This window comes from Neobacillus niacini (assembly GCF_000759675.1).
In the GTDB taxonomy this organism is placed as follows: Bacteria; Bacillota; Bacilli; order Bacillales; family Cytobacillaceae; genus Neobacillus; species Neobacillus niacini_A.
Map to the genome: position 1 here is coordinate 48,187 of NZ_BAWM01000045.1, position 25,486 is coordinate 73,672.

Below are 25,486 nucleotides of genomic sequence, written 5' to 3' on the forward strand. Positions count from 1 at the left end.
TATTAATAATATGAATATTTATTTAAATGCCATTGAGGCTTTGACGGCTTTTTTCCAGCCACCATACAACTGACAGCGCTGTTCCTCCTCCATGTTCGGTTCAAATCTGCGGTCAATTACCCATTGCGCAGCGATTTCTTCCTGGCTATCCCAATAACCGACCGCAAGACCCGCAAGATAGGCTGCACCTAGAGCTGTCGTTTCATTCACGATGGGCCGTTCTACGGGAACATTTAAAAGATCGCTCTGGAAACCCATTATGAAATTGTTTTTGACTGCCCCGCCGTCGACACGAAGAGTTTTGAGTTTAATCCCCGCGTCTGTTTCCATGGCAGTCAATACATCTTTCGTTTGATAGGCAAGGGATTCAAGTGTTGCCCGGACAAAATGCTCCTTGCTCGTTCCACGTGTAATACCAAACACAGCGCCACGGACATCGCTATCCCAATAAGGAGTGCCTAGACCGACAAACGCCGGCACTACATAAAGGCCTTCAGTTGACTCAACTTTTTCAGCATATCTTTCACTGTCTTTCGCATCCTTCAGCATCCGTAAGCCATCCCGCAGCCATTGGATGGCAGAACCAGCCACGAAAATACTGCCTTCTAGGGCATACTCCACTTTCCCATTCAGACCCCAAGCAATCGTCGTTAACAGACCATGGTCTGATTGAACTGCTTTTTCTCCCGTGTTCATCAACATAAAGCAGCCCGTTCCATACGTGTTTTTCGCCATGCCTTCCTTAAAACAAGCCTGACCGAACAATGCTGCCTGCTGGTCACCAGCTGCCCCGGCAATCGGTACTTCTTTGCCGAAGAAATGGTAACGAGCTGTTTGAGCATAAATCTCGGAGGATGGTCTTACTATTGGAAGCATTGATTCCGGCACTCCTAAAATATCTAGAAGCTCACGATCCCACTTCAGGTCATGTATATTGAACATAAGTGTACGTGATGCATTGCTGTAGTCTGTTACATGTGCACGTCCGCCTGATAACTTCCAAATCAGCCAAGTATCGATTGTACCGAACAATAGCTTTCCTTCTTCAGCCTTTTGCCTTGCCCCCTCTACGTTTTCAAGGATCCACTTTACTTTTGTTCCAGAGAAATAGGCATCGACTAGTAAGCCCGTTTTTTCCCTAAAAAGATTTTCGTAGCCTTTTGTTTTCAACTCATCACAAATTCCACTCGTTTGCCGTGATTGCCAAACAATCGCATTATATACAGGAACCCCGGTATCTTTATCCCACACAACCGTCGTTTCCCGCTGATTGGTTATTCCTATTGCTTCTATTTGTTCAGTCTTAACATTTGATTCTGATAAAAGGCTGGCAATGACCGCTAAAATCGATCCCCAGATTTCGTTGGCATTATGCTCAACCCATCCCGGTTTTGGAAAATACTGTGTAAATTCCTTTTGTGCCACATGGACAATCTCGCCCGATTTGTTAAAAAGGATCGCCCTGGAACTCGTCGTCCCTTGATCCAGTGATAAAATAAATTTTTCCATCCCAATCCTCCCCCATGTACACAGTCTCATTTCGACTATACTTCATTACCCTGATTATTAAAACTCTTTTGTTAAATAATTCCATAGATCTTTTTGGGATGTAGTAACTCCATGTGCCCCGGCTTTCAGTGCATTCTCAATATCTGCAATATTTCTTCGATTTGATTAGAGCTGTAAACTGCCAAAAATGACCGCCATTTCCTCAGGAGAATTTAGGGAAAACAACATAAGTAATATTGATTATTTGATACCATAAAAAACGTAAAGACGGCGTCTTTTACGTTTTTTTTATTATTCAGCTTTACTATCTAATATGTTCATTATACAATATCGTTTCCAATGTCTATTACTGAATTTCGGTATTGAATATGCTTTTTGCGAACCTTGATGTTTAGGCAAAAAAGGTTTTCTGATGTGACTTTTTATTATCAAATGATGTAAAAACTCTATTTCCTATCCACATGATCGGATAGGCCAGCATTGGTCCCGCAAAAAGCACCGTTGGAACAGGAAGGAGATAGAAGACAGTTATTGTTGCCAAGAAAATGAAAAGAGCAAGTAAACTATATAACGGCTTAATAATACACATGAAAAATGATTGGATTAGATAGAAGAACGGTTTCAGTTCATAATGGACAAACGTTGAAAAAAAGAATAGGACACTTATGCTATAAAGTAAGATGATCAACAATAAAACGAAGTGTATAAAAGGAATACCGATATACTTTTGTGAAACATGTAAATCCACCGCTAAAAGAATTCCTATCACCACAATCACAAGTCCTAGAATATTTGCCTGTACAAAAGAATTCTTAAAGTTTCTAATAAAGAATTTAAAGGTATTAATTTCATGTTCCCTTCTTATCCATTTTCTCATTACGGCAAAAAGTGAAACAGTAGCCGGAAAAAATCCTAGGATGACTCCGCCTAACAAGGTAAACCCAAGCCATAACAGGTTTAAAAGCATGATTCTAAATAACCAATCCCCAATTACATTAAACTGATCAAACAACCTGTTCATAATGAACCTCCTAGTTAAAAGAAATGTATGTAGACTTAGGTGAAGACTACTTTGATAAGCAGAGACAACAATCAATTGTCCGGTATTCTCTGAGACGACTCGAAAGTTTAGGATACACCGTTACGCTCGAAGAACCTAAAGCCTCTTAATCCAGTTCACTTATTTACCATAGATCGATGAATTCGGCGCTCTCCCCTATTTTTTAATAAGAAAAGCGCAAGCGCCCTGGTCAGCGGCGTATGGCCTGGAGCGCTCCAACTGAGATAAAGGAAACACGGTGAGCGGAGCGAACCGATGTTGACTTATCGTAGGGCGGAGAGCGAAGGACACTAGCCGCTAGGGCGCTGGAGCTGGACATTTCTCAAAGTCGAAATTTTATACTTTCTTATCTCTAAACAAATGAGCTGCGTCCTCTTCAGTATTGCGTTTTTTCTCTGAATTACAGAAGTTAATTTTCATAGTAGTTATCATGATTTTTGAAAGAGCTGATAAACACCTTTTAATGCGCTAACCGACAGATCGGTTGTAATACGAACGGGAATGCTCGCAATCTGACATAAATTGAACAAATCTGCGCTTTTGGCAATTTGCCCGCCGATAAGTATGGCATCAGGTTGAAACGAATGGATAAAAGGGTTCAGAACCTCTTTTATCCTTTCACCGAACTCACAGAACAATTGTACTGGCAGCACTTCTCCTAAGTAGGCTCGTTCCGCCAAACATTTCACATCGTTATCCCCAACTACTATGTTCTTGATCCCCATCTCATGAGCAAGCTGAATGATTCCCCTCCGGGAGATGTAATCATCAATTATTCCGTCCCGGTAAGGCAGTCGGTATAACCAACCTTCAGGAGGAACCCCTTCGCCCTGTTTGACCAACCGGTTGCTGCTCACAAAGGCAGAGCCGAATCCTGTGCCTATCGTTAAACATATCGTTCTCGGATATGGCTTGCCTACACCGTAGCCACATTCACCTAACGCGAATAGTGCAGCATCATTTTCAATGGCAATAACCGGAGAATCACTCCATTTTCCTTGTAGCTCTGGTATTACGACAATTCTCTCCGTCAGTTCTTCTTTGAGATTAACACCGTACAACGATTCAAACTTATTTAGACCTCGTATTCGGCATATGCCGGATTCATATTCGAATGGACCGGGGAACGCAAATCCTATGCCCCGAATCGTCTCCCCCACTTGAACCCTCATCCCTAGATCCTTAACAAGAAAAGCAAAATGCTGCAGCAATTCCTCCCTCGTATCCTCCGACCGGGCGGGATACACCACGACAGGTTCTGCAAGGGTACCGTCGCTACGTATGATACCAGCTTTCACATATGTACCCCCTACATCAAAGGCCAATACGTTATTATGCATCTGCATCAACCAAGCTAACGTTCCATTTCCTTGATACGCCTGCTTTGATCAGTTTACACGGCGTGCTGCTCAAATTCACAATGGCATACGCACCAAAAGAGGCTGGTATGATATAAGACTCAGCATAACCAAATTCGACAAAAACATCTTCGGCATCCAATGAAATAATACGAACGCGATCTCCCTCAACCAGATTTAGTAGAACAAACTCGTCCTCTGTTTCGTCCTCCCATCGGTCTTCTAGATGGATGCGGTTTACATAGAAGAGCAAATCGTCACGTTCTCCAAGCACATACTCCTCATTGCTGCCTTGTTGCTTAAGGAGTTTCGGCTGATGAATCAAGTTATTTTGCACCCAATCGGTTTTCCGCGAGAAATCGATATTGTCGAATGCATACTCGAGGTTGATTGGACGCAATTTTCCATCCAAATCTTTACGCACGTAATCGTATATTTTGAATGTAAACCACCACGTCGTCGCAGATATTTCTAGTACGAAATTGTCCTTTCCTGAACAGTGGACAGTACCTGTCGGAATGAGATACAAGCCACCCTTCTCACTCGGCCATTCTTGCACGTATTCCGTAAAAGGAATCGGGTCTCCTGTCTCTTGGGATGTTTCTACCCCTTCTCGGAACGACTCCTCCGTGCATGTTTCCGTTAATCCGAGGTATACCTTGGCGTCGCCTTGTTTCTCCATAATGTAATAAGACTCCTGCTGTTCCATGAATCCATTGAAGTTTTCACGGAGGTAGGCCTGCTTTGGATGGACCTGACAGGATAGATTATCACCATCCATCGTATCTAAAAAGTCGAAGCGGACAGGAAAATAATCACCAAACAACTTAACATTGCGCTGTCCGATTATTTCCAAGTGAGAAAACGCCATTATGAGTAGAAATGGAATTTCAACAACATGCTCTCCCTTCGATACTAGCACCGAATTTTCTGGGGCGATTGGCTCAAAGTTCCATGCACAGTTGATCATGTCTGCAGGTAAATCAGCGATTCGCTTTAAATATTGTCCACCCCATACCCCTGGCATTAGAAACGGCTTAACACGCATCGGAAAACGTGCGATGTCGCGGATAACGGCCAGCAAATCACTAACGGTCAATAGGACAGGACAACTTGGGTCGTTCATGTCGACATACCAATCAAAAGCTTTCAGCCGCTCCTTACGGTATCCCTCCAGCAGCGGCCACTCAACAAAAAAGGAAATTTTGTATTTTTCCACTGCGTCGATATTCCAACTAAACCCAAAGTTAAGTAAGTTGCCTTTATGGGCTATTTCCTGGTATTCCCGTGAAACATCGAGAAACAGCGACGCATCGCAACAACCATCGGAAAGCCATAATGCACCAGGGCCAAAAACAACCAACAATAACCTCTCACTTGTTGTCTCAGTTAACCTTGCTATATACTCTGCAAAATTGTGCTGCGCTCTGCTTTGGAAATACTCGTCAATCTTCTGCTCTGCAACATAGCCAAAAGCACGATTATCCGTAATGTTCTGACGGAAATGGTCCCTCAGCTCTGTTCCGGATTTTAAATAGCTATACGTGTCCACTGCTGCAAAGCGAAATCCGTGGTCTTCAGCAAGAGGGATCAAGCCCTTCAGTAGGGCATGAAAATCTGCACCATGTGTACCGTCTATTACAAGTGTGAAGACGTTGCCGCTTTTGCTTTCAGCCCGTGATATCACTCGCTGCAGGAGAGCACTATAACCTTCTTCAATGCCGTTTTCAAGAACAGCTTGACGAATCGGATTTAATGGTCTTTTTTCAAACATAACTTTTTCTTCCTTTCTCCTCAATACATTTTTCTTTTGTTCTAAAAAGTTAATTTGACCGCAACTTCAGTCTGAAACGAAATTTCATATCATCCTCGAACCACATCATAAAATTCGTGCCCCATACGTTGTTGTGCAAATTGAAATGAAATCCACCGGTTAACGGAGCGTAAGTGTTGTCGAATTGCAGCAAACGCGGTTCACCCGGACAAACAAGAGGAGCATCCAATGTTTCAATAACGGCCCTTCCGTCCGCACCTTCTTAGTAAAGACCGGAGTTAACACCATGCATATTCCGATTGCCGTTCTTCACAACAGACAACGGGGAGATCCGTTCTCCCAGTTTATCCATGAACCAGGCGTTCGGATTGTCGACAAGCGGTACAAAGGAAAACCAGCTTGCTTCCGGAAGGCGGCATGCTTGCTTATCGTTCCAATGTAATTCAATATCAACAATTGGCTCATCCTTATTGAACGTGTAGATCACAGCTAGCTTTTTAGGTGCTCCGTATTGTTCGCAAACCTCCTTCGGCAGCTTCAGTTTCGCCTGAACGATGTCACAATCGGTGTTTCTCTTCAGATGTAGCGATTTTAATACCGTCGGATATCGTTGATGTTTTGGCCTTGGCTTTACATATTCGATACCTGGTTTGCCGAAATCGCTGTCCGCCCAGCTGTGATGGAATTCTAGATTGGTCACGTATTCTTTGAAGAACCTGTCGTAACATTCTTTGCTGAATGTTTCATATTGGAAAATTCCCAGTCGCTTATTGTCATCTGCCCATTCCTTGCCCGATTGGTCAACAAGCCTGACAATCGATCCGTCAGCAGCGAAGCTTACTTGAAACTGTCCCAATTCGTAGTACTCGTTCATCTCAATTTCCGTCGTGTCCTGAACAAGCTGTGAGCACGCAGTAGTTTCAATGGAAGGCCGCGGGCTCAATTCTTCCAACGTTTGTCTTGCTTCGTTCGCCAACACTTCCGGCAACGCCCGAAGTGCTTCCTCAATATAATCCCGCTGTTCCTGCCACGAGCTTTCGTAGTCACCGTATGATCTACTCTCTTTTGCAGAATGGCGAAGGTAATCGTATTTTCTCAGCTTCGTATCATCTACAACATCGAGTGCTCTTGCTGCTGCAAAATCGGCAGCAGAGTAATTAGCAAAGTCAACGAGATAAACCGATGTATTCATTCCCCATGTATGCTCTGGTATCAGCATAAGACGATTGCAAAATTGTGCGTACTGCTCACTTGCGGGATCCAATTGACCAGTTGCATTCCATTTGTCTCTTAACCGAAGCAATTCCCGGTAGTGTGCCACTTTCCATGGATCGGAAGCAACGCCATGAATCCACGAATCACCGATTTCTTCATTTATGACAGGCAGCAAATGCTTGACTGTAAGAAGTTTTTCGGCAAACGCATCAAGTGTTGAAGCCGCAATCTCCGCCCCGGGATACTCCTGCTGCAATTGTGCGAACAATGCGCGAATTTCCTCCAAAGTGGAAGGCCCTCGATTGTCTCCTGTATGAGCAAAATATAATGCGTCTTCGAGTCCATCCATATGAAAAGGTTTGCCGTAGTCATCGGCATAATTGACGATAATCTCCGATCCATCTGCTGCACGCCAGACGAATACCATTGGTACCTTCGGATTTTTCGACACCGGATTGATACCTAAATGCAAATATTGAATATCGTGCTTTGCCAGCATTGGGACAATCGCTATCGTATGTCCAGGAACATCGGTCATTTTGGCAGCAATCGTTGTTTTTCCAAACTGCCGATCTAAATTTTTGGAAAGAGAAAGGCCGAATTCAAACAATGATGGATCCATAATTTCTGTATGGGTTGTTAACAGCAAACCATGCCAAACCATTCGCCTTTCACGGATCGCTTTCTCCATGCGTACTCGATTTTCCTCTGAAGCTGTCTGTAAAAATTCGTTAATCAACCAAGAACCAGTCGTCCATACGAAATTTACATTTCCCTCCTCGCGTGCTAACTGTTCGGATAACTCCATCGCCTGTGGAATAAAATCCTCCATATAACGTTTGATTACATTTTTTCCTAAATCCGTATATCCAATATCCAAATGAGTTTTGAAAATAACATGCACTTTTTTAATTATCTTTGTCACAAGTATCACTCCATTCCCATGGTAAACAAGTTAAGATAATAGATTAGATAATAAAAAATGAACAAATTGATTACTCACTCTTATATGATTTTATTGGGATGATCAAAAAAGGATTGTAATACGAGCTTCCCTTTACTTTCAGTTTCCCATTACCGGTTCTCTATAAAGTGACAGGATAAAATTGCTCGCTTTCAGAGGAAGCTTTTGCCTGCATACACACAAGAGTACTGCGGATCCCGTCCTTCAATGGAGCTACAGATTCGGTTGTTCTTCCTTGCATCAAGTGTACAAAATTGCGCATGAGCACACGATCACCGCCACCATGATGTGAATTTTGATCATTAAGACAGACAGTGGTTACTTTGTCACTCATATGGTCAAATACTTTGATTTCGCTTGTAAGAAAATCAAATTCCACGGTGCCTTTGTAACCGTACAGCCTTGCCCCACGCCTACCGGCGCCTTTACGGGCAAAGAAGTTCTGCGAATACATGACGTGCATGCCACTTTCGTATTTCACAATCATGCTTCCAGAGTCTTCGTTTCCGGTGTCTACTGCAAAGCTGCAATAATCGCTACGCGGAGTATCATTGCGCACATTAATGATATTGTAGGTGCTTTCCATGCAGGTTTCCCATCGTTCGCAATTACTGCAGCGCAAGCCGGCCGGCATATCGCCTTTGAAAATCTGCTTGGATTTCATGGCGCAAACTTTTATTGGTTGTTCTCCCAACAGGTAGTTGATGATATCAATATCATGGGTTGCTTTTTGCAGGAAAAGGCCATTAGAAACGGATTCATCACGGTACCAGTCATGGAAATATACAAAACCATAGGTTACGTCGTTGAACGCCTGTACATGCTCAACTTTTCCAATGATGTCGGCATCCAAAATGCGCTTTACTTCCTGCACAAGCGGTGAGACTCGCAGTGGAAAAGATACCACCGTGGGAGCAGTTGCAGTTGCTTCACACTCGGCTAGTATTCTTAGATCTTCCATAGAAGTAGCCACCGGCTTTTCCAAAAAGAGCGGGAGGTTGCGATTAAGCACTTTTTTAGCGAAATTAGCATGTGTGGTACAGTTCGTTCCAACGATCACACCGTCCAATTGCTCTTTGTCCAGCATTTCGTCAGCATCAGTATAAAAGGTAATGGAGTCTGGATTAATCTCGCATTTACGCATAAGTCCGTCGATTTTATCAATTCCCATCTGATGCATCGTTTCTTTAGAGCCATCTTTCTTCATTAGAGCCCGCACACGTTCGTGGTTGGTATCTGTTATAGCCTTAATGCGGACATCATATGGCAGTGCGAATAAATCATCCATCAACATGTCGATCCGCACACCATATCCAATAATACCAATATTCAACATTATAAAACCCTCCTATTATATTGTTAGTTCAATTTGTATCTCTTGTCCGGCTGAAAGTGGGATAGTCCTCATTTTATGAAAGTAATTGTGCGTCACATGGTTTGTGTTTGTGCGTTCATCTGCAAGCATTGTAACCGTTGTGTCGTATGTGGTGGGATTATATATTTTCAGCACAACAGATTCCGCATTCCACTGTGTAATAGAGCATTCTACATGGTCAAACACTTGTAAGAGGCGACTGGCAAAATCTACATATATCCCTGGTACTTCCACGAAGGTAAGCAACATGGAAACTTCAGGCCAATTGGAGCCATAGAGAAATTCTCCGACGGTTTCTTTACCCTCCCAGTCGCTTGTTTGTACACGCTCATTCATGTAACCCGCAGGTAAATATTTCCCTTCGAGCGTATATTCCGGATTTTCAGCCAGAGATACAAACTGCGGCAAACTGTGTGAAATAGCATGAAGGTAATGCAGATATTCTACTTTACCCGTAAAGCGATATAGTTTGAGCAGACTGTTGCCTGAAAGCGTGCAGATACCCGGTGCAGAGTGCTTATTCTGTGCATTTGCGAATACTGTGCCGGCGCTATGAACACCACGTGTAGCTGCGGTACTAGCCTCAGGGAAATGAAAGTCATAGCTCATCACCCATGTCATGGCAATTTCACAGGTTTCTTCTGCGTAAGTCAGCCAAATGCTATCCTTAGTCGTTTCAAATAGCTGCACATAGCTCTCCAGCATGGCGAAAGCCGCCTCGCTATCCGGTGCTTGGCAAATTTCACCAGGGCAGCCGTTCAGCATACCTTTTTTGACATAATGGTTGTAATAATACTCACCAAGCCGCTCGGCAGTAGTGCGGTATTCCTCACACTGAAAATAGTCGCTTGCCAGTGACAGTGCGCCCACAGCCATACAGGCTCCAGCTGAGTTGCCTACAACGATTTCTTCTGTATCAATATCAATAAACTGTCCGATCTGTCCGTATGTTTGGAACAGCCGTACAAATGCATCACAAAGGGCCTTTGTGGGCTGATCAAACTCTATTGTGGAATGGTGGTTGTCCGAAAGCCAGTATAGTTGTTTGAGCACGAAATAAAGCAAATCGGCATTTTTTCGAACCAACAAAATCGTGTCAGGGTTACTTTCGCCACCATCGCCATAGTATCTTCCGTTTCCATACATGCCGAACACCCATCCGTTTGGATGCTGCAACTGCGAAAAAATAAAGCGGAGCGTTGACAGGGAACGTTGCTGTGGTTCGGATGAATCTTCCATCAAAAACGGATAGCTATTGATTCCTCCTCCAATCCACCCTGCTTGCCAACACTGTTGGGGTTTGCTCCAATCAGTTCCCACAGAGTAATATCCTTCCTCTGTAAAGTTTTCCTTTTGGTATTTCTCTTTGATACTGATATACCCTTTATAGAACGGCACATTATAAAAGACGTTTGGGTTTTCCAAAGTAGTTTTTGCTCTATTTACCAGCTTGAAAAAGTCTTGCAGAGATATTTGCTGCCAATGAAAGACACAAACAGTTAGCGTGAGTGATTCACCTTGTTTGAACATGGCGCCAGTATCATGCGAATGTGCGGAAGCATCAGGGCGAAAGCCGTGCCCATCGTTTTGATCTCCAAAAAAGTATTGTGTATTTTCTCGTACGCCCGGGACAGAAATCTCAAAAGAAGCGTGCCCCTCCGTTTGATTTTCGTTAACGGTAAACCCTGTATAATAACTCCCGGATTGGTGCTCACCCAATAGAATAGAACCGGATTGGCTGTTAAAATCATAAAATCCGCATAAAGGCGATGTCATATCCCCAGAAAGTAAAGAGATGCTTGATTGCCTCTTCTCCACATCTAGATGTGGAATACTTGTAATGACTTCGGTATCTGTAAATCGGCTGTTCCGGGAAGGTTCATAATATGGCGGGTATGGAAGAGGTACACTTTTAAAGCGATTGCCATTATAAACCGCTCCGGGCATCAATACATAGTTGTCTTTTAGCCAATGCTCCGCTTCCATAGCAAATGTAAAATTCATTGGATAGCTTGTATCTTCCTGAAAAGACAAGGTAATAGACAATCGTTGTCCATGTGGAAGTGGTTGCGTTTCTACTAATGCATGGTAAGGATAGTTTGAAAAATTAACTTGATTGTTTTCCAGATTCATATTGATTTTTTCATAGTTTAATACTTCACTATCTGTAAATGATTTACACATAAGAGAATAGCGCATGACGGATTCCTTTCTATAGTAGGCTTGTTTAAACAGAAACCCGGTGTACGATAAACGATCATACACCGGATTTCACAGAGAGATGTGAGATTATTTTTTTGCTTTTTTCCAAGCGTCGTATTGGGCTTGTTTTTCTTTAATAATGTCGTCCACGCCTGCAGTTTTCAAGCGTTTGAGGAAATCTGGTAATACTTTATCAGGATCTACCGAACCGGCGCTTAGTGCCGGAATCATCTCGGCGGCAACCGCAGAGCAGTTTGCGACTTGTGTCTTCACCGGAGACGGATCAAATACGAAGCCTGTCACTGGTGAAGTTTCTGCTGTTTTGTCTGTTTCATAAATGAACTTTTGGGTTTCCTTTGCCGTTTCCCCACCTTCGTTCTTGTCATATGGTGCACGGTTAAATGTAGGGCTGTAAGATTGGCCAATCTGCCATTCGTTAAAGTTGAAATTATATTTTCCTTCAATAGGAGTATAGACACCATCTTCATTGTATTTGTAATCAATACCCTCTTCACCGAGTGTAATCAACTTATACAGGTCATCATTCGTGTTAAGCAGTTCGATTAATTGTACAGCTTTTTCAATGTTTTTAGATTCTGAATTAACGGCAATAGCTGCCGTAGATCCAGCACCTGCAGGAATCATCGTGCGCGTATTTGATACAGTTAAAGCAGTTGCTTTCCCATCCCTGTCATTCATAGACATAGCGAGATTTTGGCTAGGATAGTCGATGTGGTCAGGCCAGCTATAGACTTTCTCAGCGACAAATTTACCTGCTTTACGGTCAGGAGAAGTGTCTTTTACTGTTGCGCCATCTTTACGCACATAGCCTTTGTTATACCAGTCGCGCATAATTTTAGTGAACTTTGCGAAATCTTCTGTCTCATACTGGTTGATAACTTTGTCTGGATTATCAAGGTTAATCCAGCCAGGGATACTCATATCGCCAACCGCTTCCATATTCCAGTAGAGCGGGTCATTTGCAAACAAGCTGTAATTGGAGCTAGTTTCAAATCCAATCATTTCAGGATGCTTCTTAAGGGCATCGCCGAGGAAAGGACCAATCATTTCAAGTGCCTCAATGGTAGGCTTGTCTTTTACAGCTTGCCAGTCAAAGCCTGTTTCTTCCACAAGGTCTTTGCGGAATCCAAAGCCGTTGCGCTTGGCAGAGCCCCATTGCTGATAATTGACCATTGCATAGATTTTGTTGTCAACTTTCACGCCATCCCATAGGCCTTCAGGGATACGAGAGTATGTTTCAGGTGCATATTTAGGAAGGAGATCCGTCAGGTCAGCATAAGCGCCTTTGGCAGCGTTCTCAAAGAAGTTAATACCTCCCCAGCTTGCAGTGAAAGCGAGATCCCAGTCGTCACCGGAATTGATCATCAGATTCATTTTGTCAGCGTAAGTACTGCTGTCAACCATGATTAGATTCAATTTTGCTCCAATTTCTTTAGAAATGATATCGTTAGCTTTCTTCATGATTCGATCAAAATCATTGACCGGACTGTTCATCATATAGAAGGTAAGCTCAGGTAGCTTATCATCACCTGATGCAGATCCGCCGGTGGAGCTTTTGTCTTTTGGTGTACAGCCGGCTAGAAAAATCGATAGTAGCAGTGTTACAGACAACAGAAGTGAAGCAAATTTCTTCATTGTGGTTCCCCCTTACAAATATTTGTATTGTCAAAACATCTATAGTAAAAAGTTAATGAATCCTTGATTTTAGAAGGTTTATAGACAAATTACGTGTTACCCCCTAAAATCTAAGGTTTATTAAGGTTACAAGACTACCCACATCCTAGAAATAAGAAGCGATAAGTTGTTCCCTTAAACATTAACGTATTACTCGAATTGATTAAGTGCCAAAATCCAATAATTCAAACTTTACAAACGCTTCGTGGTGTATTCCCTAAGAACAATTACTCTTTTACAGCACCTATTGTCAACCCTTTTTCAAAATACTTCTGCAATAGAGGATACAGCAATATAATCGGACCGATGGCGAGGACGCAAGTTGCCATACGCGCACCTTCACTCGGCAGCATACCAATAGCTGCTTCCATCGACTGTGAAGCCTGTGCGTTCGATTGCAAATAGCCAATATTGTTCATTAAAGATTGAAGCAGATATTGCAAAGGACGCAGATTTGGTGATTCGATGTACAATGAGGCTGTCATCCAGTCATTCCAGTATGCAATAGTTACAAACAATCCTATGGTCGCTAACGCCGGTTTGGAAAGTGGTAGGACAATCTGGAAAAAGGTCCGAATTTCACCCGATCCATCCATACGTGCGGACTCTATTAATGAATCCGGTATCGTGCGGAAGAAGTTTTTCATAATTAGCACGTTAACCGTCGATACCAGGTAGACAATAATCAGTACCCAGATGGTATCTTTTAGATGCAGAACTTGTGTTAGTAAAATATACTGTGGTACAAGACCGCCGTTAAATAAAACGGGAAGATACACAAAGAAAGTGAGTGCTCTTCGATGTTTTACTTCGGGTCGTGTCAGCGAATAGGACAGCATGGCAGTAATCAACAGATGTAAAAGGGTACCAACAACAGTCACAAAGATTGTAACTCCATAGGCATTTAGGATGGAGCCCGCTCCGCTGAATACATACTGATATGCTGCCGTACTGAACTCTTTGGGCCAAAAGCGGTATCCGTCAAGCATCAACCATTTCTCATTCGTAAACGATATGGATACAACCAATATCAACGGAAGGATAAAGGCTAGACTCATGGTAATGAACATAAGATGTAGCGTGATTTTTGAAAGATTCAGTTTCCTCAGAATCATGTAATTCCCCCCCAATAGAAACAGGTCTAAGTCTTCTTACAAAGATAGCATCTGTTTCCGCAGATCAATTAAAATAGTGCGTTATCAGGATCTTTCTTTTTGATGATATAGTTAGAGATTAACACAAGGAAGAGACCAACTACCGCTTGGTATAAACCAATTGCCGATGCCATGCCGTAATCATTGATCTTTTTCAGCGAGCGAAATACAAGTGTGTCAATCACGTCTGTTGTTTGATAAAGTGCACCTGCATCATTAGGAAGCGTGTAGAATCCGTTCCAGTCGCCCAAGCCACCATTGAATAGTTTTCCTACCCATAGTAGTGATAAGACAATGATGGTTGGTTTCAAAAGAGGCAGTGTAATATGTCTAATTTTTTGCCACTTTGAAGCACCGTCCAGTTCCGCAGCTTCATAGTAATCGGGGTTAATCCCGGCAATCGCCGCCACGTATAGAACTGAAAAGTAACCAACATTTTTCCATAGATAAGCAATGGGCAGGATGATGCGCCAGTAAGACGGTTCGCTGTACCAGTTAATAGCTTCTCCACCGTTTCCTGTAATCGCACTGTTGACAATCCCACGGTCAACACTCAACAAACTGAATAGAATGTACTGGATGACAATCCACGAGAGAAAGGTTGGCAGCAAAATGGACCCCTTATAGGTAGCAGATAAAAATTTGTTTTTTACTTCATTTAATAGAATAGCGATTGTCAATGCGCAGATCGTAACGGCAACTGCTTCTAGTAGATTGTAGAAAAGCGTATTGAATGTAACCGTTCTCGCTACGTCTGATTTAAAGAAAAACTCGAAGTTTTTGAATAAAGGATCCATCCATGGACTTCCGAAAATACCATCGCGTGCATTATAATCTTTGAAGGCAATGAGAACGCCGCCCATTGGGATATAAAATAAGATGGTGATAAAAATTAATCCAGGTGCCATCATCAAATAGAAAGGCAACTGCCGTCGCATACTGCGTATGGTTCTATTGGATTTATTCGGAAGAGATGGCTTTGTATTTGTAATCACTTTCATTTATTTGACTCCTTTCTGTGTGAATTTTTTATATCTGAACTCATTCTACGAATCGAGTGATGATACCTCAACGATAAAAAATATTATTATCCAAGTTTTTAAACAAAAGGAATCTCTAAAAACTAACGATTTCTACAAAGTGTTGGAAATCGTTGCGACAAAGATTGCTAAAGATTATAATAAAAAATAATATTCTGACTCTCATTCCTTTACGGGGATAAGGAAGGTTCCCCTTTCTCCTCCATTTATTCACAGTTCGAAATGGAGGATCATACAAATCGAACGGTTAGGAGATCGCTATGAAACTCTCAATAAAAACAAAAAAATATAGAACGAGTTTTTTACGTAAAGCCTTTTTTTCCTTTTTAATTATGATGATCATCATTACCGTTTTACTTACTGCCTTTTTAACGCTTACCTATTTGCGTACGGCGAATACATTGATCAGCCACTATAACGAGAAATTGATTGCCCAGTCGAATTATAGCATTACCTATCTTGATGAGACCGCAAAAAAATTAGGAAATGCTTTGTACAGCGACAAAGATATTATCAATTTTTTAAATATGAAGGAAAGCGATGAGCGCATAGAGCTTTCAGCAAGTAAGGTCATTGACAAGCACTTTTTGACACTTAAAGATATCGACAGTGTATATCTTTACAATGCGGGATTGGACTTGTTTTACTCCTCACGGAGCGGTGAACGTCGATCAACATCCACATTTTCAGATCAGGCGATTGCCAAGCTGTTAACCGACAAAGATTTTGTAGCTGAGTATCGTGGTCGTCCCATTGTGGCATCGGTAGATGAAGCAACACAATCGGCAAAAGTTTGCTCATATATATTATTTGAACCTGGCGCCACTGCAGCTGGTCTGAAAAATGCTATTGTTGTCAACATTCGAACGAAAGCGCTTACGGATTCCATTCAAGCAATCAATGGTAATGATCCTATACAGGAAACGTCTTTTTTTGTGGTTAACACGAACGGTTCTATATTAAGTATGGCACTCTCACCGAAGTTTGTTCATAACATGAGTGAAGTGCGCTCATTAGCCCAGAAAGCACAGGAACTGGATGGCAGTAACAATCGGGTGCAAAAAATTGACGGGACCCGTTACCTTGTTTCGAGCAGCAAAAGTAATGCAAACAACTGGTACATCATTGGCGTTACACCCTTTAATAAAATTTTCAAAGATGTAATTACGGCATCGATCGTTGCTACAGGTATAGTAGTAGCCGTATTCATTCTAAGTGCGGGAATTTGTCTGTATTTGGCACGCAGGCTGAACAGTCCTATTCAAGCAATGACGAAAATTATAAACGGGGAAGCTCCTGAGAGAAGCGATGCATTTGTATCTGAAACGGAAGAATTCCAAGTTATTCTGTCTGTATTTGAATCCATGAAGGAGCAAAATGCACAGCTCGATAAAATCATGAAAGAAACAGGCTATGCTGCCAAACAAGAATTTCTAAATGCTCTTTTAAGCGAAAGTACAACTTATTCAATACAAACTGTACGTGGAAAATTGCATGATTTGCATTTGGATTATCTCGCTACAAATCAGCTGTGTATGTGCCTGTTTAAAATTGACAATTACAATCAGTTTATAACTGAAAATAGCCAGAAGGAGCGTTGGGCCTTGCGCTATGCGATAGTCAATATCGCGGGAGAAATTGCTGATCATTACGGTAAATGTGAAGTGTTTAGCTGTGACTCTGATAAATTTGTGATGCTGATAGATTGTGACACAGTATCGCAATATAAGGTATTACAAGATAACGTAGAAAGTGTGTTAGGTGACATACAAAGGAATACAGAAAAGAATATGCATATTTCCCTGTCTATGGCGTACAGCACGTTGTTTCAGGGTCTGGAACATTTACCAACCATGTATAACAGTATGAAGGATTCGATTCTTTTAAAAATGCGCTATGGACATGGTTGTATCATCAGTCCCTACATGCTAGATGAAATCAATGCTGATGAATTTCACGTTTCAGTAAAAAAAGAGGACCAGCTGATCGAAAAAGTACTGGAGGGTAATGATGAAGAAGCCAGTGCGATCTATCAGTCTATCAGTAAACTACTTTATCAATATACGTACGATGAGATTTTGTTCTGCGTAGTCCATTTAATTTACAGAATCTATTTTGGTGTATTAAGTAAAGTACCCGCAATAAAGAACAATCAAGAATTCACTTTGCAGGTTTTTTTGCAAGATATACAACATGCAGAAGTGAGCGCAGATATTGATAGTTTGATGAATGAATTTTTACAAAAGATTAGCAAAAAGGTAACAGAAATAAAAAACACATCCAATAGCAACGACCTTTTGGTGCAGCGTATTATCGAAATCGTGGAAATGGAATATTCCAACACGGATCTATGTCTCAGCTCCATTGCTGACAAAATTAGATTATCTCCGAACTATGTCGGTCAGTTGTTCAAAATGTCACACGGTCAGTCAATTGCACAATACATATTTGACTTCCGTATTCAAAAACTGGATCAATACATGCGCAATACCAAATTGCCTTTGTCGACCATTCTTGAAAAGGTTGGTCTTGAAAAAAACAATTACTTTTACACACGATTTAAAAAACATTTTGGTATGTCACTCAGTGAGTACAAGTTGCAACTTGGAAAAGAAAAAGATGCCGATCTAGTGACAAAGGAATAGATGTATGAAACGGAATGGGAAGGCAGGGGAGTTGCTCGAAGATTTTGTGGGAATACATGGAAAGAAAACGGATTGCTGCTTAAACCGCATAAACATATCTAGTGAAAGAAGTGAAATCTATACAAGATCGTATAGATTTCACTTTTTATTTTCCCGTGAAAGGGTGTTAGTATCCTTTTTTAGCCTTTACCTTTATGATCTGCAAGATATCACCTTCATATCCTTCGGCAGACCCAACACCTATGATGGTACCTTTTTGTGCATATAAGGAAGGATCCAATTCTGCAAAAGTCAATGGCAACTCTCTCGTATCGTTTAGATAGTGTGCTCGAATGGTTTTCGCTAATTCTGGCTTCACGCCGGATAAAGTAGTAACACTGTCAAGCTTATCTATTGATTGGATGCCATCAACGGTTACATTGACACTAAATGTGCTTAAGGCTCCTTTGAGATCTGCAAGTTGTCCTTTTACCGTAAATGTACCAGGCTTTTTATACAATGATGGATCTACTGTGCTCCAGTTTACTTTAGCAGATTGTGAACGACCATCCTTAAAGGTTACGGTCACTTCTTTTGGTAGATTTGGTGCATGATCAAGGGTAGTTGATAGAGTATCTTCTATTCCATGGATGGAACGAATCTCATACGCCTTATCAATAAAGATGGTGTAGTCTTTACTTCCTGCTGTTGTGATCTCGGAAAGGATTATCGTATTCTTTCCATTAATCAATTGATCTGGCGAAATCGATGCATTCTCACCATCAAATGGAATGGTTTCACCATTAACCTGTAGTTTCATTTCTACTCCATCAAGGACGACCGTCGGTTTCTTGATCGTAATTGGCTTACTCGTATCGGTAATCACACCATAATAGGTATAATAATTAGGATTGAAATTACCGTTTAATACAACATTATCAAATCCAAGGTCACTTTCGTAATCTACGTATTTTGGATTCGAAATGATCTCGATATCATCCAAGTAGACATTGGCGTTAATCCCACCGAAGCCAACCCCACCTGATTTATATTGACCATCAGTTACAGATAATAATTTTTGTCCATCTAAAACAAATCCTACTTTACCATCAAACGTTTGAATCTGTAAATTATGCCATTCATTTGGATTAAATCCAGCCGGTACACCTGCTTTACCAAGTGATGTATCTGAAGTGGCACTATGTTTTACTATTTCGAAATATGGAGTGTTGGCAGGAAAACCAGTCGTCCCATTTTTATTTCTTCGATAAACGATTTGATAGGATAATGGTGCTTTTCCTGGAGCCAGCCCCACATTCGATGTCATGACATAAATCGTAAAGTTATCGTATGCTCCACCAAGAACATTTGTATTACCCCATCCATCAAATTTCCATTTCATGTTGACTAGGTAATTATCCCAAGGAGCATTCAGCTCATAGAAGTCATTGCCATCTCTAATTTCATCCTTTAGCACTTGATTTCCGCCATCTGAGACAACACTTGTGATTGATGGCATTCCGCCGATTTTTTCGAAATTAGGGACTTTTCCATCTTCGAAATCAAGTTTAAGCTGTTGCTTATTATCCCCTGATGCATCATAGGCAGGAGGTACAGGCATAGTTGTTGGAGGGATTGGCTTTGTTGCTGGATTCCCGCCATAAACATAAAGCTCATCATAAAAGGCTTGCCCTCTGCCTAGGTCAGAACCAAGTGAGATATAATCAAATCCGGAAGAAGGTAACGTTTTAACCAATTGATTATCAATATAGAGTTTAACCTCTGTACCTGATGTATAATCAAACTTTAGTTCATGCCACCCAAAAGTCCGTTCGATATCTGTAACTTCCGTTTGGTCACCAACTTGGACGACATACTTACCAGCTGTATTATAATCCAAGCCCATGCCGATGATGTTTTTACCATCATCTGCTCGTGCAATAGAGGTAACTCTAGCCGAATTCTGACGCCCTGAATCGTATGAAGCGAGATTATGATTTTGGCGGTCAAACATCTTGACTGTAACGACCTTGTTCAGGGTTTCAGGGAAATTCTTGAATATGCGCGTTTTATCAAGCAGTTCCAAACTAAGTTTTCCGTTTAATGGACCCTCAGACATAAATTCTGTTGAGATTTTCGCTTGATTGTTTTGAGTTGTCCAAACAGCATCATCCAGTCCATTTTCAAAGTTTTCTTTGAAATAGATATCTTCAGGTTCTGAAGGGAGTTCTCGATCTGGCAGGTATTCCTTAGGATAATCGGATGTTACGCCAATTTTGTCATACTCCATCTTGGAGTCGTCAAAGTCCTTAATGTGATTGGTGTGTGTTCCATAATTTACATTGGTATTATCAAACTTAATTACATCCCCATATTGGGTAATGGTATTCACTTCGATGTTAAAGTTCATTGGATTAGTGGATTTAACATTGCTTAACTCCATGCCAGAGGCACCCATATCTAAGTTCATATTGTTAGGGCCAAAATCGACCATGGAAGGATTTGGACCTGTGCTGTCAAGAACCATTTGGTTTAAATAATTCGGTTTATAATTCTTACCCTTATATAGATAACATGCAAAGAATGCTCCGTCGTCTCCGCCATCTTGTTGGGCATCATGCAAATATACATACTCAAACTTATTATGGTGCGTGTACATATCTGTCATAATATTGAAATCTTTATCGCCATTCGGGAAAGCTACATTCGGATTACGACTATGTCCGGCAGTTAGGAAAATTCCTCTTCTTGGTGAATTATAGACTTCTACATGTGATACCTTGTTATAGCTTGATTGTTGAATGGTGATACCTGAGGCCTGGCCGATGAGCTCGCCAATATCATGAACAATCGTGTTCGTGATCGTATTGTCTCTACTATAGCCATCACCGTTTTTATCTCCAGCCACACCAGGGTAGCCGCCCTCGATGTTTATTCCACCATGACCGGTGTATTCTATAAGGTTATCCTTGAGCACAGCATTTTGATTAGCCAAATAAAGATTGATTCCGAACATACCTGAATTTTTGATATGGGATTTGGAAATCGTGATGTTCTTCGTGTTTGTAAGCGTAATCACGCCGTATTGGAACTCAATTCTTTCCGTTTGCTCGGCATAGGATGGTTGTGTACTATTTTTAGCTTCTGGAGGATAGAATCCTAAACCAGCTCCCGCATCTCCCCAGTTCCAACCATATGCGTACCAATCCGTTGTATTGGTGTCCTTGAATTGCAGACCGCTAAATTCAATATTCGAAACCATGTTTGTGCGATCGGATCCTTCTACACGGATCACTTCTTTGACAGTAGGAATAATAAATTCATGATCTTTTATTTTTCCTTCAGGGTAATAATACAGATCGCCTGTTGTTTTATTAAAATAGTATTCACCAGGAACGTCCAAAAAGCCTAAATTTCCTTGAACGAAATACCTTGCATTCGTACCTGTATTATATTTAGGTCTGTACATCTCTGGTTTGCCTGGAACGGTCTTGTAGACAAGCTTACTTGTTGCAGTATCAATCGCAGATATCGGAATCGTATCCGTCATCCAATCCCAGTATCCACCATCCCACATATATACGGAAGCATCCAGGTCTCCGCGTTGTTGAGCGTTTACCATACCGTTTATTGACTCTTGATCAAGATCACCATCTCTATAAATCAAGTCACCAATACCGCCTGCTTTACTTTTCATGTATGGAGTTAAAGCCGATTGAAAATTTTTATATTTATTTAAGTTCTGAGTTCGTGCTAATGTTGCCCGTCGATCGTTTACATAAAGAGTATCAAAAATCACATCTGTACCCACATGAGTTTTGTATACTTTTCCTTCTGCTGCAGCAGGCAAGTCAGCGTCAGCACCTGTTCTTTCCACTAATTTCCATGATGAATCAACAACCTTACCACCGATTATCTCGGCACTTGCTAATTCATCTAAATTTCGATAGATGATATTATAGCCATTTGTACCTGAGTCTCTTTCGTCAAATGTAATCGTTTCATCAAGATAATATTTACCTTCTGAAATAAATACGTAAATATCACCTGTCATATTCTTATTGATCTTTCGAACCGCATCTCTGGCAGCTTGTAGAGTGGCAAATGGCTTTTTATAGGAGCCATCATTTTTATCCTTTCCATCTGGTGAAACAAAGAATTGGGCTTGGATTTTATTTTGAGAACTACCTTCCCCTTGTGCTGCTTGAGCAGTCTGTATAGAACCAAACAGTGGGGCCCAAACGATACATAACGCAATCATGATAGTAAAGAATTTCTTTTTATTCATCATTATACCTTTCCTTTCTATTAACTTTTAAAGTTTTCATTTGTTTTTCGGTATTTATTTATGTATACCCCTGATGAATCTCCTACCGATAATAAAGCGTTTTCATTTCCGAGACTAAATGTTTTAAATTCTATAGTGACATGTCGACTTTTCTTCTTATCCATTTATCACCCCTATCTATGACCGCACTCTATTGATTATTTATTAAAAGAGGCAGTAAAGTTACTTGCATTATAGCTGAGCGGCTACAGACCAACAATCTCAAAAACTATTGAATTTGATGATTTCCTACAATTGAAATTCACACGGCAACTCATATTTTTAATACATTCACTAGTTTCCATCTATTCAGAATATTTAATGAGTCTCATGATACATCCGAAATGTATGTTTCGTGGTAATTGGAAGATTTAAGCAAGGTAGTTTCAAATTTTCTTGTTTTATGATTATGAATCCAAACACTACACCTTTCTTTAACCTCCGGATCACTCTCAGCATAATAACATGTGCACTCCCCTAAATTCGTGGTATTATTTACCAAATTCCCACAGATTAAATACTATACTTTCCTGGATCAATATGCTGAATTTTCTGCATATTAAATAGGGGAGTTTTTTTTTGGTTATTTCTCATGATTTTGGAATTGATTTGAAGGAATATGCGGTAAGAGGGAAAGAAAATGATTTTCCTATTTTAGATACATGTCCTAACTGTAAGTGTGTTGCTTATGGGAATATTCATCTGAATGGATACTATTGGAGATATGGAGTGACGGACGAAGAAACAGTAAAAATCATGCCAAGCGCACCACAAGAAGAGATGGCACGAATGCCATCCCTCTCTGGATTGAGGACCGATTAAACTCCTAGATCCGCTAACAAAGTTTTCGGCGCGAATGTACGCGGGGCTTAACCAAGATTTAAAAGCGGCTTATGAATACCTGCTACTCATCCTCTGCTACATATTCAAAATATCCGAAGTCCGCATACGCATTTCTATATAGCATATCACTGCAACACATTCCCACCATTGCGCCTGTATAATCGCCTTCTTTGCAGTGATCATCTGAAAGTTTGGACGCATCGACCTTATGTCCGATCTTATTCCAATCAACTGCATCAAAGGAATAACTAAACACTCCTACATCCTTCTTCACAGTCAATTTCGCTCATGCCTTCGAATCTTCCCTATGCAACTTATAAATCTCACTAGCATCCCACCAAATGCTCGTAAAGCACTCGCCTGTCAGCCGATGCCACTCTTCTTCCAGCTCGTGATCGATGACTCGATCTGGAAGCGCCAATGATGGATCAGACTCGACAACCATAAACAGCGTCAGTCCCTCGCGAAAAATCCGCAAAGATATAATGCCTGCTTCCCGCATGTGCTGTTCATTCCCGGCAGGAATATCGCGGTGAAGCTGTTCATACCGCTCGACTTGATCTGGATGAAGATGAGCCACTTTGATTTCTGTTACCCTGTTTGCTGCCATATTCCACTCCTCTACAATCGTTCTCTCACCATGTGATTTGTCAGAGCACCCAGCTTTTCGATCTCGATCGTTACGACATCTCCCGGCTTCAAATACACCTGCTTCTCCTTCGGATAACCAAATACGACACCGGCCGGCGTTCCGGTTAGGATAATATCGCCTGGCAGCAGCGTCATATGTTGTGAAATATAACTGACGATTTCATCGCAATGGAATATCATATCCGACGTATTGGAATGCTGCCGAACTTCGCCGTTCACGATGCAGCGGATGTCCAGATTGTTCGGATCGCCGACTTCGTCCGCCGTAACCAGATACGGTCCTAAAGGACTAAAGCCGTCGCAGGATTTGCCGAGCAGCCATTGATGGGTTCGCATTTGCAAATCGCGCGCGGACAGATCATTCACGTTGCAATAGCCGAACACGTGATCAAGTGCATGTTCCTTGTCTACGTATTTGGCTTTTTTGCCGATGACAATCACAAGCTCAGCTTCATAGTCGACCTGCGACGATACCTTCTCCGGCAGCGGAACTTCGCATCCATGTCCTGTTAGCGTATTGGCAAATTTGTTGAACAGGATTGGGTATTCCGGGATCGGCGCGTTTGTCTCTTCCGCATGCTTGCGGTAATTGAGTCCTACGCAAATGATTTTACTCGGATGCGTCACGCAGGGCGCGTATTGGATCGTCGATTCATCGAGCAAATAAGCTTTGCCCTCCGCACCGCCAGCTAACACTTGGTCTGCCAAGCGCTGCAGTGCAGCAACAGCGTCCCTTCCCCCTTCGATGACTTCATGAATGGTCACCGGCAGTGTTCCTTCTGACATGGAAGCCATGCTTTTCAGCGCTGCTGCGACATCCAGAATGCCTTGCTCCGTTTTTATCGCTAGTTTTAATTGCCCGTTATCTTCATAAGTCAACAGTTTCATTTGTTCCTGCACTCCATTCTATTATTGTTAGGCGTTCTTGCCGAATACAACGCCGCCGTCGATGTACAGCGGTGAACCCATCATGAACTTGGATTCATCCGAAGCGAGGAAAAGGGCCGCGTTAGCGACATCCTCCGGCTTGCCAAGCTCTCCACTGAGCTGGCGCTGTTTCAATGATTCAATCGCAGCTGTCGGATCATCATACGACGTTTTCAAATAGTTCTCCATGAACGGTGTATAAATTGTCCCCGGAAGCAGTGCATTCACCCGGATGTTATAGGCTGCATAATCGACCTGCATCGATTTAGTCAAGGCGAGCACCGCGCCTTTCGTTGCACCATAAGAAGCTCTGCGCGCGAGGCCCATTTCAGCAACACACGATGACATATTGATAATCGAGCCCGTTCTGCGCTCCATCATATAGGGAAGCACATATTTCGAAGGCAGGAATACACCTTTGACATTAATGCTCATAATCCGATCCCACGTCTCCGGTTCGATTTCGTGCAGTGCGCCAACTCCGCTGATGCCCGCATTGTTGAACAACACGTCGATGCGGCCGAATTCAGCAATCGCTGTATCTACCATCGTTTTGACCGCTTCTGGCTGGGTCACATCGGCCTTAATGAAGAGTGCCTCACCGCCTTTTTCTATAATTTCGCGTACCGTTTCAAGGCCATTGACCTCGTCCACGTCATTAACAATGACGGATGCTCCTTCTCGAGCGAACAGCAATGCCGTGCTCCTTCCGATGCCTGAGCCAGCACCTGTGATCAGTGTTACTTTATCTTGTAAACGCATATCCTC

The 25,486-nt window shown here is 41.8% G+C and carries 17 protein-coding genes; 2 read left to right on the plus strand and 15 right to left on the minus strand.

All coding sequences use genetic code 11. The annotated features are described in order from the left end of the window. Positions 1-18 precede the first annotated feature (18 nt). From glpK to TR08_RS17265, 10 genes are all read right to left on the minus strand, one after another. Complete coding sequence (gene glpK / locus TR08_RS17220) at positions 19-1,509, minus strand: glycerol kinase GlpK (RefSeq protein ID WP_045520207.1); 1,491 nt, start codon at positions 1,507-1,509, stop codon at positions 19-21. A gap of 391 nt (positions 1,510-1,900) precedes the next feature. After that, positions 1,901-2,530 carry a YesL family protein gene (locus TR08_RS17225; RefSeq protein WP_052427495.1) on the minus strand — a complete coding sequence of 210 codons (630 nt, stop codon included), beginning with the start codon at positions 2,528-2,530 and terminating at the stop codon, positions 1,901-1,903. Positions 2,531-2,997: 467 nt separating this feature from the next. Continuing rightward, positions 2,998-3,915, minus strand: a complete 918-nt coding sequence (locus TR08_RS17230; RefSeq protein ID WP_081954532.1) for an ROK family protein — start codon at positions 3,913-3,915, stop codon at positions 2,998-3,000. Then, a complete protein-coding gene (locus tag TR08_RS17235; protein ID WP_045520208.1) occupies positions 3,902-5,701 on the minus strand; it encodes a class I mannose-6-phosphate isomerase in 1,800 nt (599 codons plus the stop codon). Before TR08_RS17235 ends, TR08_RS17230 begins: the two co-directional genes overlap by 14 nt. A 262-nt stretch (positions 5,702-5,963) precedes the next feature. Then, positions 5,964-7,841: a DUF5054 domain-containing protein gene (locus tag TR08_RS17240; RefSeq protein WP_238579166.1), complete on the minus strand. Its 1,878-nt coding sequence runs from the start codon at positions 7,839-7,841 to the stop codon at positions 5,964-5,966. Positions 7,842-8,001: 160 nt separating this feature from the next. After that, a complete protein-coding gene (locus TR08_RS17245) occupies positions 8,002-9,216 on the minus strand; it encodes a Gfo/Idh/MocA family protein (protein WP_052427497.1) in 1,215 nt (404 codons plus the stop codon). 15 nt (positions 9,217-9,231) lie between these two features. Next, positions 9,232-11,454 (minus strand): hypothetical protein, encoded by a 2,223-nt coding sequence (locus tag TR08_RS17250; RefSeq protein ID WP_045520211.1) that lies wholly within the window; start codon positions 11,452-11,454, stop codon positions 9,232-9,234. 90 nt (positions 11,455-11,544) lie between these two features. Continuing rightward, positions 11,545-13,113 (minus strand): ABC transporter substrate-binding protein, encoded by a 1,569-nt coding sequence (locus TR08_RS17255; protein ID WP_045520212.1) that lies wholly within the window; start codon positions 13,111-13,113, stop codon positions 11,545-11,547. Positions 13,114-13,379: 266 nt separating this feature from the next. Next, positions 13,380-14,267, minus strand: a complete 888-nt coding sequence (locus TR08_RS17260; RefSeq protein ID WP_052427498.1) for a carbohydrate ABC transporter permease — start codon at positions 14,265-14,267, stop codon at positions 13,380-13,382. Between the two features lie 68 nt (positions 14,268-14,335). After that, entirely contained in the window at positions 14,336-15,307 is a 972-nt protein-coding gene (locus TR08_RS17265) for an ABC transporter permease (RefSeq protein WP_045520213.1), read from the minus strand. A gap of 299 nt (positions 15,308-15,606) precedes the next feature. Here TR08_RS17265 and TR08_RS17270 point away from each other — a divergent pair, with 299 nt between their 5' ends. Continuing rightward, positions 15,607-17,991, plus strand: a complete 2,385-nt coding sequence (locus tag TR08_RS17270) for an AraC family transcriptional regulator (RefSeq protein WP_045520214.1) — start codon at positions 15,607-15,609, stop codon at positions 17,989-17,991. Positions 17,992-18,157: 166 nt separating this feature from the next. Here TR08_RS17270 and TR08_RS17275 read toward each other — a convergent pair whose 3' ends face one another. After that, the gene (locus TR08_RS17275) at positions 18,158-22,258 is read right to left on the minus strand and encodes an Ig-like domain-containing protein (protein ID WP_193747768.1); all 4,101 of its coding nucleotides are present in this window, start codon (positions 22,256-22,258) and stop codon (positions 18,158-18,160) included. Between the two features lie 618 nt (positions 22,259-22,876). On the opposite strand from TR08_RS17275, the gene TR08_RS17280 reads away from it, so the two are divergent. Continuing rightward, the gene (locus tag TR08_RS17280; RefSeq protein ID WP_045520218.1) at positions 22,877-23,119 is read left to right on the plus strand and encodes a hypothetical protein; all 243 of its coding nucleotides are present in this window, start codon (positions 22,877-22,879) and stop codon (positions 23,117-23,119) included. Between the two features lie 82 nt (positions 23,120-23,201). Here TR08_RS17280 and TR08_RS17285 read toward each other — a convergent pair whose 3' ends face one another. The 4 genes from TR08_RS17285 to TR08_RS17300 are packed head-to-tail and all read right to left on the minus strand — an operon-like array spanning position 23,202 to position 25,480. Further along, entirely contained in the window at positions 23,202-23,414 is a 213-nt protein-coding gene (locus TR08_RS17285; RefSeq protein ID WP_193747769.1) for a hypothetical protein, read from the minus strand. 12 nt (positions 23,415-23,426) lie between these two features. After that, a complete protein-coding gene (locus TR08_RS17290; protein ID WP_045520221.1) occupies positions 23,427-23,750 on the minus strand; it encodes an L-rhamnose mutarotase in 324 nt (107 codons plus the stop codon). Positions 23,751-23,761: 11 nt separating this feature from the next. Then, a complete protein-coding gene (locus tag TR08_RS17295) occupies positions 23,762-24,679 on the minus strand; it encodes a fumarylacetoacetate hydrolase family protein (protein ID WP_045520222.1) in 918 nt (305 codons plus the stop codon). Between the two features lie 27 nt (positions 24,680-24,706). Continuing rightward, a complete protein-coding gene (locus TR08_RS17300) occupies positions 24,707-25,480 on the minus strand; it encodes an SDR family NAD(P)-dependent oxidoreductase (RefSeq protein WP_045520226.1) in 774 nt (257 codons plus the stop codon). Positions 25,481-25,486 lie beyond the last annotated feature (6 nt).

Coding starts and splice junctions, on each gene's coding strand:
- TR08_RS17250 (WP_045520211.1), bottom strand. CDS start 11,454: ATGCGCTATTCTCTTATGTGTAAATCATTTACAGATAGTGAAGTATTA.
- TR08_RS17300 (WP_045520226.1), bottom strand. CDS start 25,480: ATGCGTTTACAAGATAAAGTAACACTGATCACAGGTGCTGGCTCAGGC.
- glpK (WP_045520207.1), bottom strand. CDS start 1,509: ATGGAAAAATTTATTTTATCACTGGATCAAGGGACGACGAGTTCCAGG.
- TR08_RS17275 (WP_193747768.1), bottom strand. CDS start 22,258: ATGAATAAAAAGAAATTCTTTACTATCATGATTGCGTTATGTATCGTT.
- TR08_RS17265 (WP_045520213.1), bottom strand. CDS start 15,307: ATGAAAGTGATTACAAATACAAAGCCATCTCTTCCGAATAAATCCAAT.
- TR08_RS17260 (WP_052427498.1), bottom strand. CDS start 14,267: ATGATTCTGAGGAAACTGAATCTTTCAAAAATCACGCTACATCTTATG.
- TR08_RS17290 (WP_045520221.1), bottom strand. CDS start 23,750: ATGGCAGCAAACAGGGTAACAGAAATCAAAGTGGCTCATCTTCATCCA.
- TR08_RS17270 (WP_045520214.1), top strand. CDS start 15,607: ATGAAACTCTCAATAAAAACAAAAAAATATAGAACGAGTTTTTTACGT.
- TR08_RS17230 (WP_081954532.1), bottom strand. CDS start 3,915: ATGCAGATGCATAATAACGTATTGGCCTTTGATGTAGGGGGTACATAT.
- TR08_RS17225 (WP_052427495.1), bottom strand. CDS start 2,530: ATGAACAGGTTGTTTGATCAGTTTAATGTAATTGGGGATTGGTTATTT.
- TR08_RS17245 (WP_052427497.1), bottom strand. CDS start 9,216: ATGTTGAATATTGGTATTATTGGATATGGTGTGCGGATCGACATGTTG.
- TR08_RS17255 (WP_045520212.1), bottom strand. CDS start 13,113: ATGAAGAAATTTGCTTCACTTCTGTTGTCTGTAACACTGCTACTATCG.
- TR08_RS17235 (WP_045520208.1), bottom strand. CDS start 5,701: ATGTTTGAAAAAAGACCATTAAATCCGATTCGTCAAGCTGTTCTTGAA.
- TR08_RS17295 (WP_045520222.1), bottom strand. CDS start 24,679: ATGAAACTGTTGACTTATGAAGATAACGGGCAATTAAAACTAGCGATA.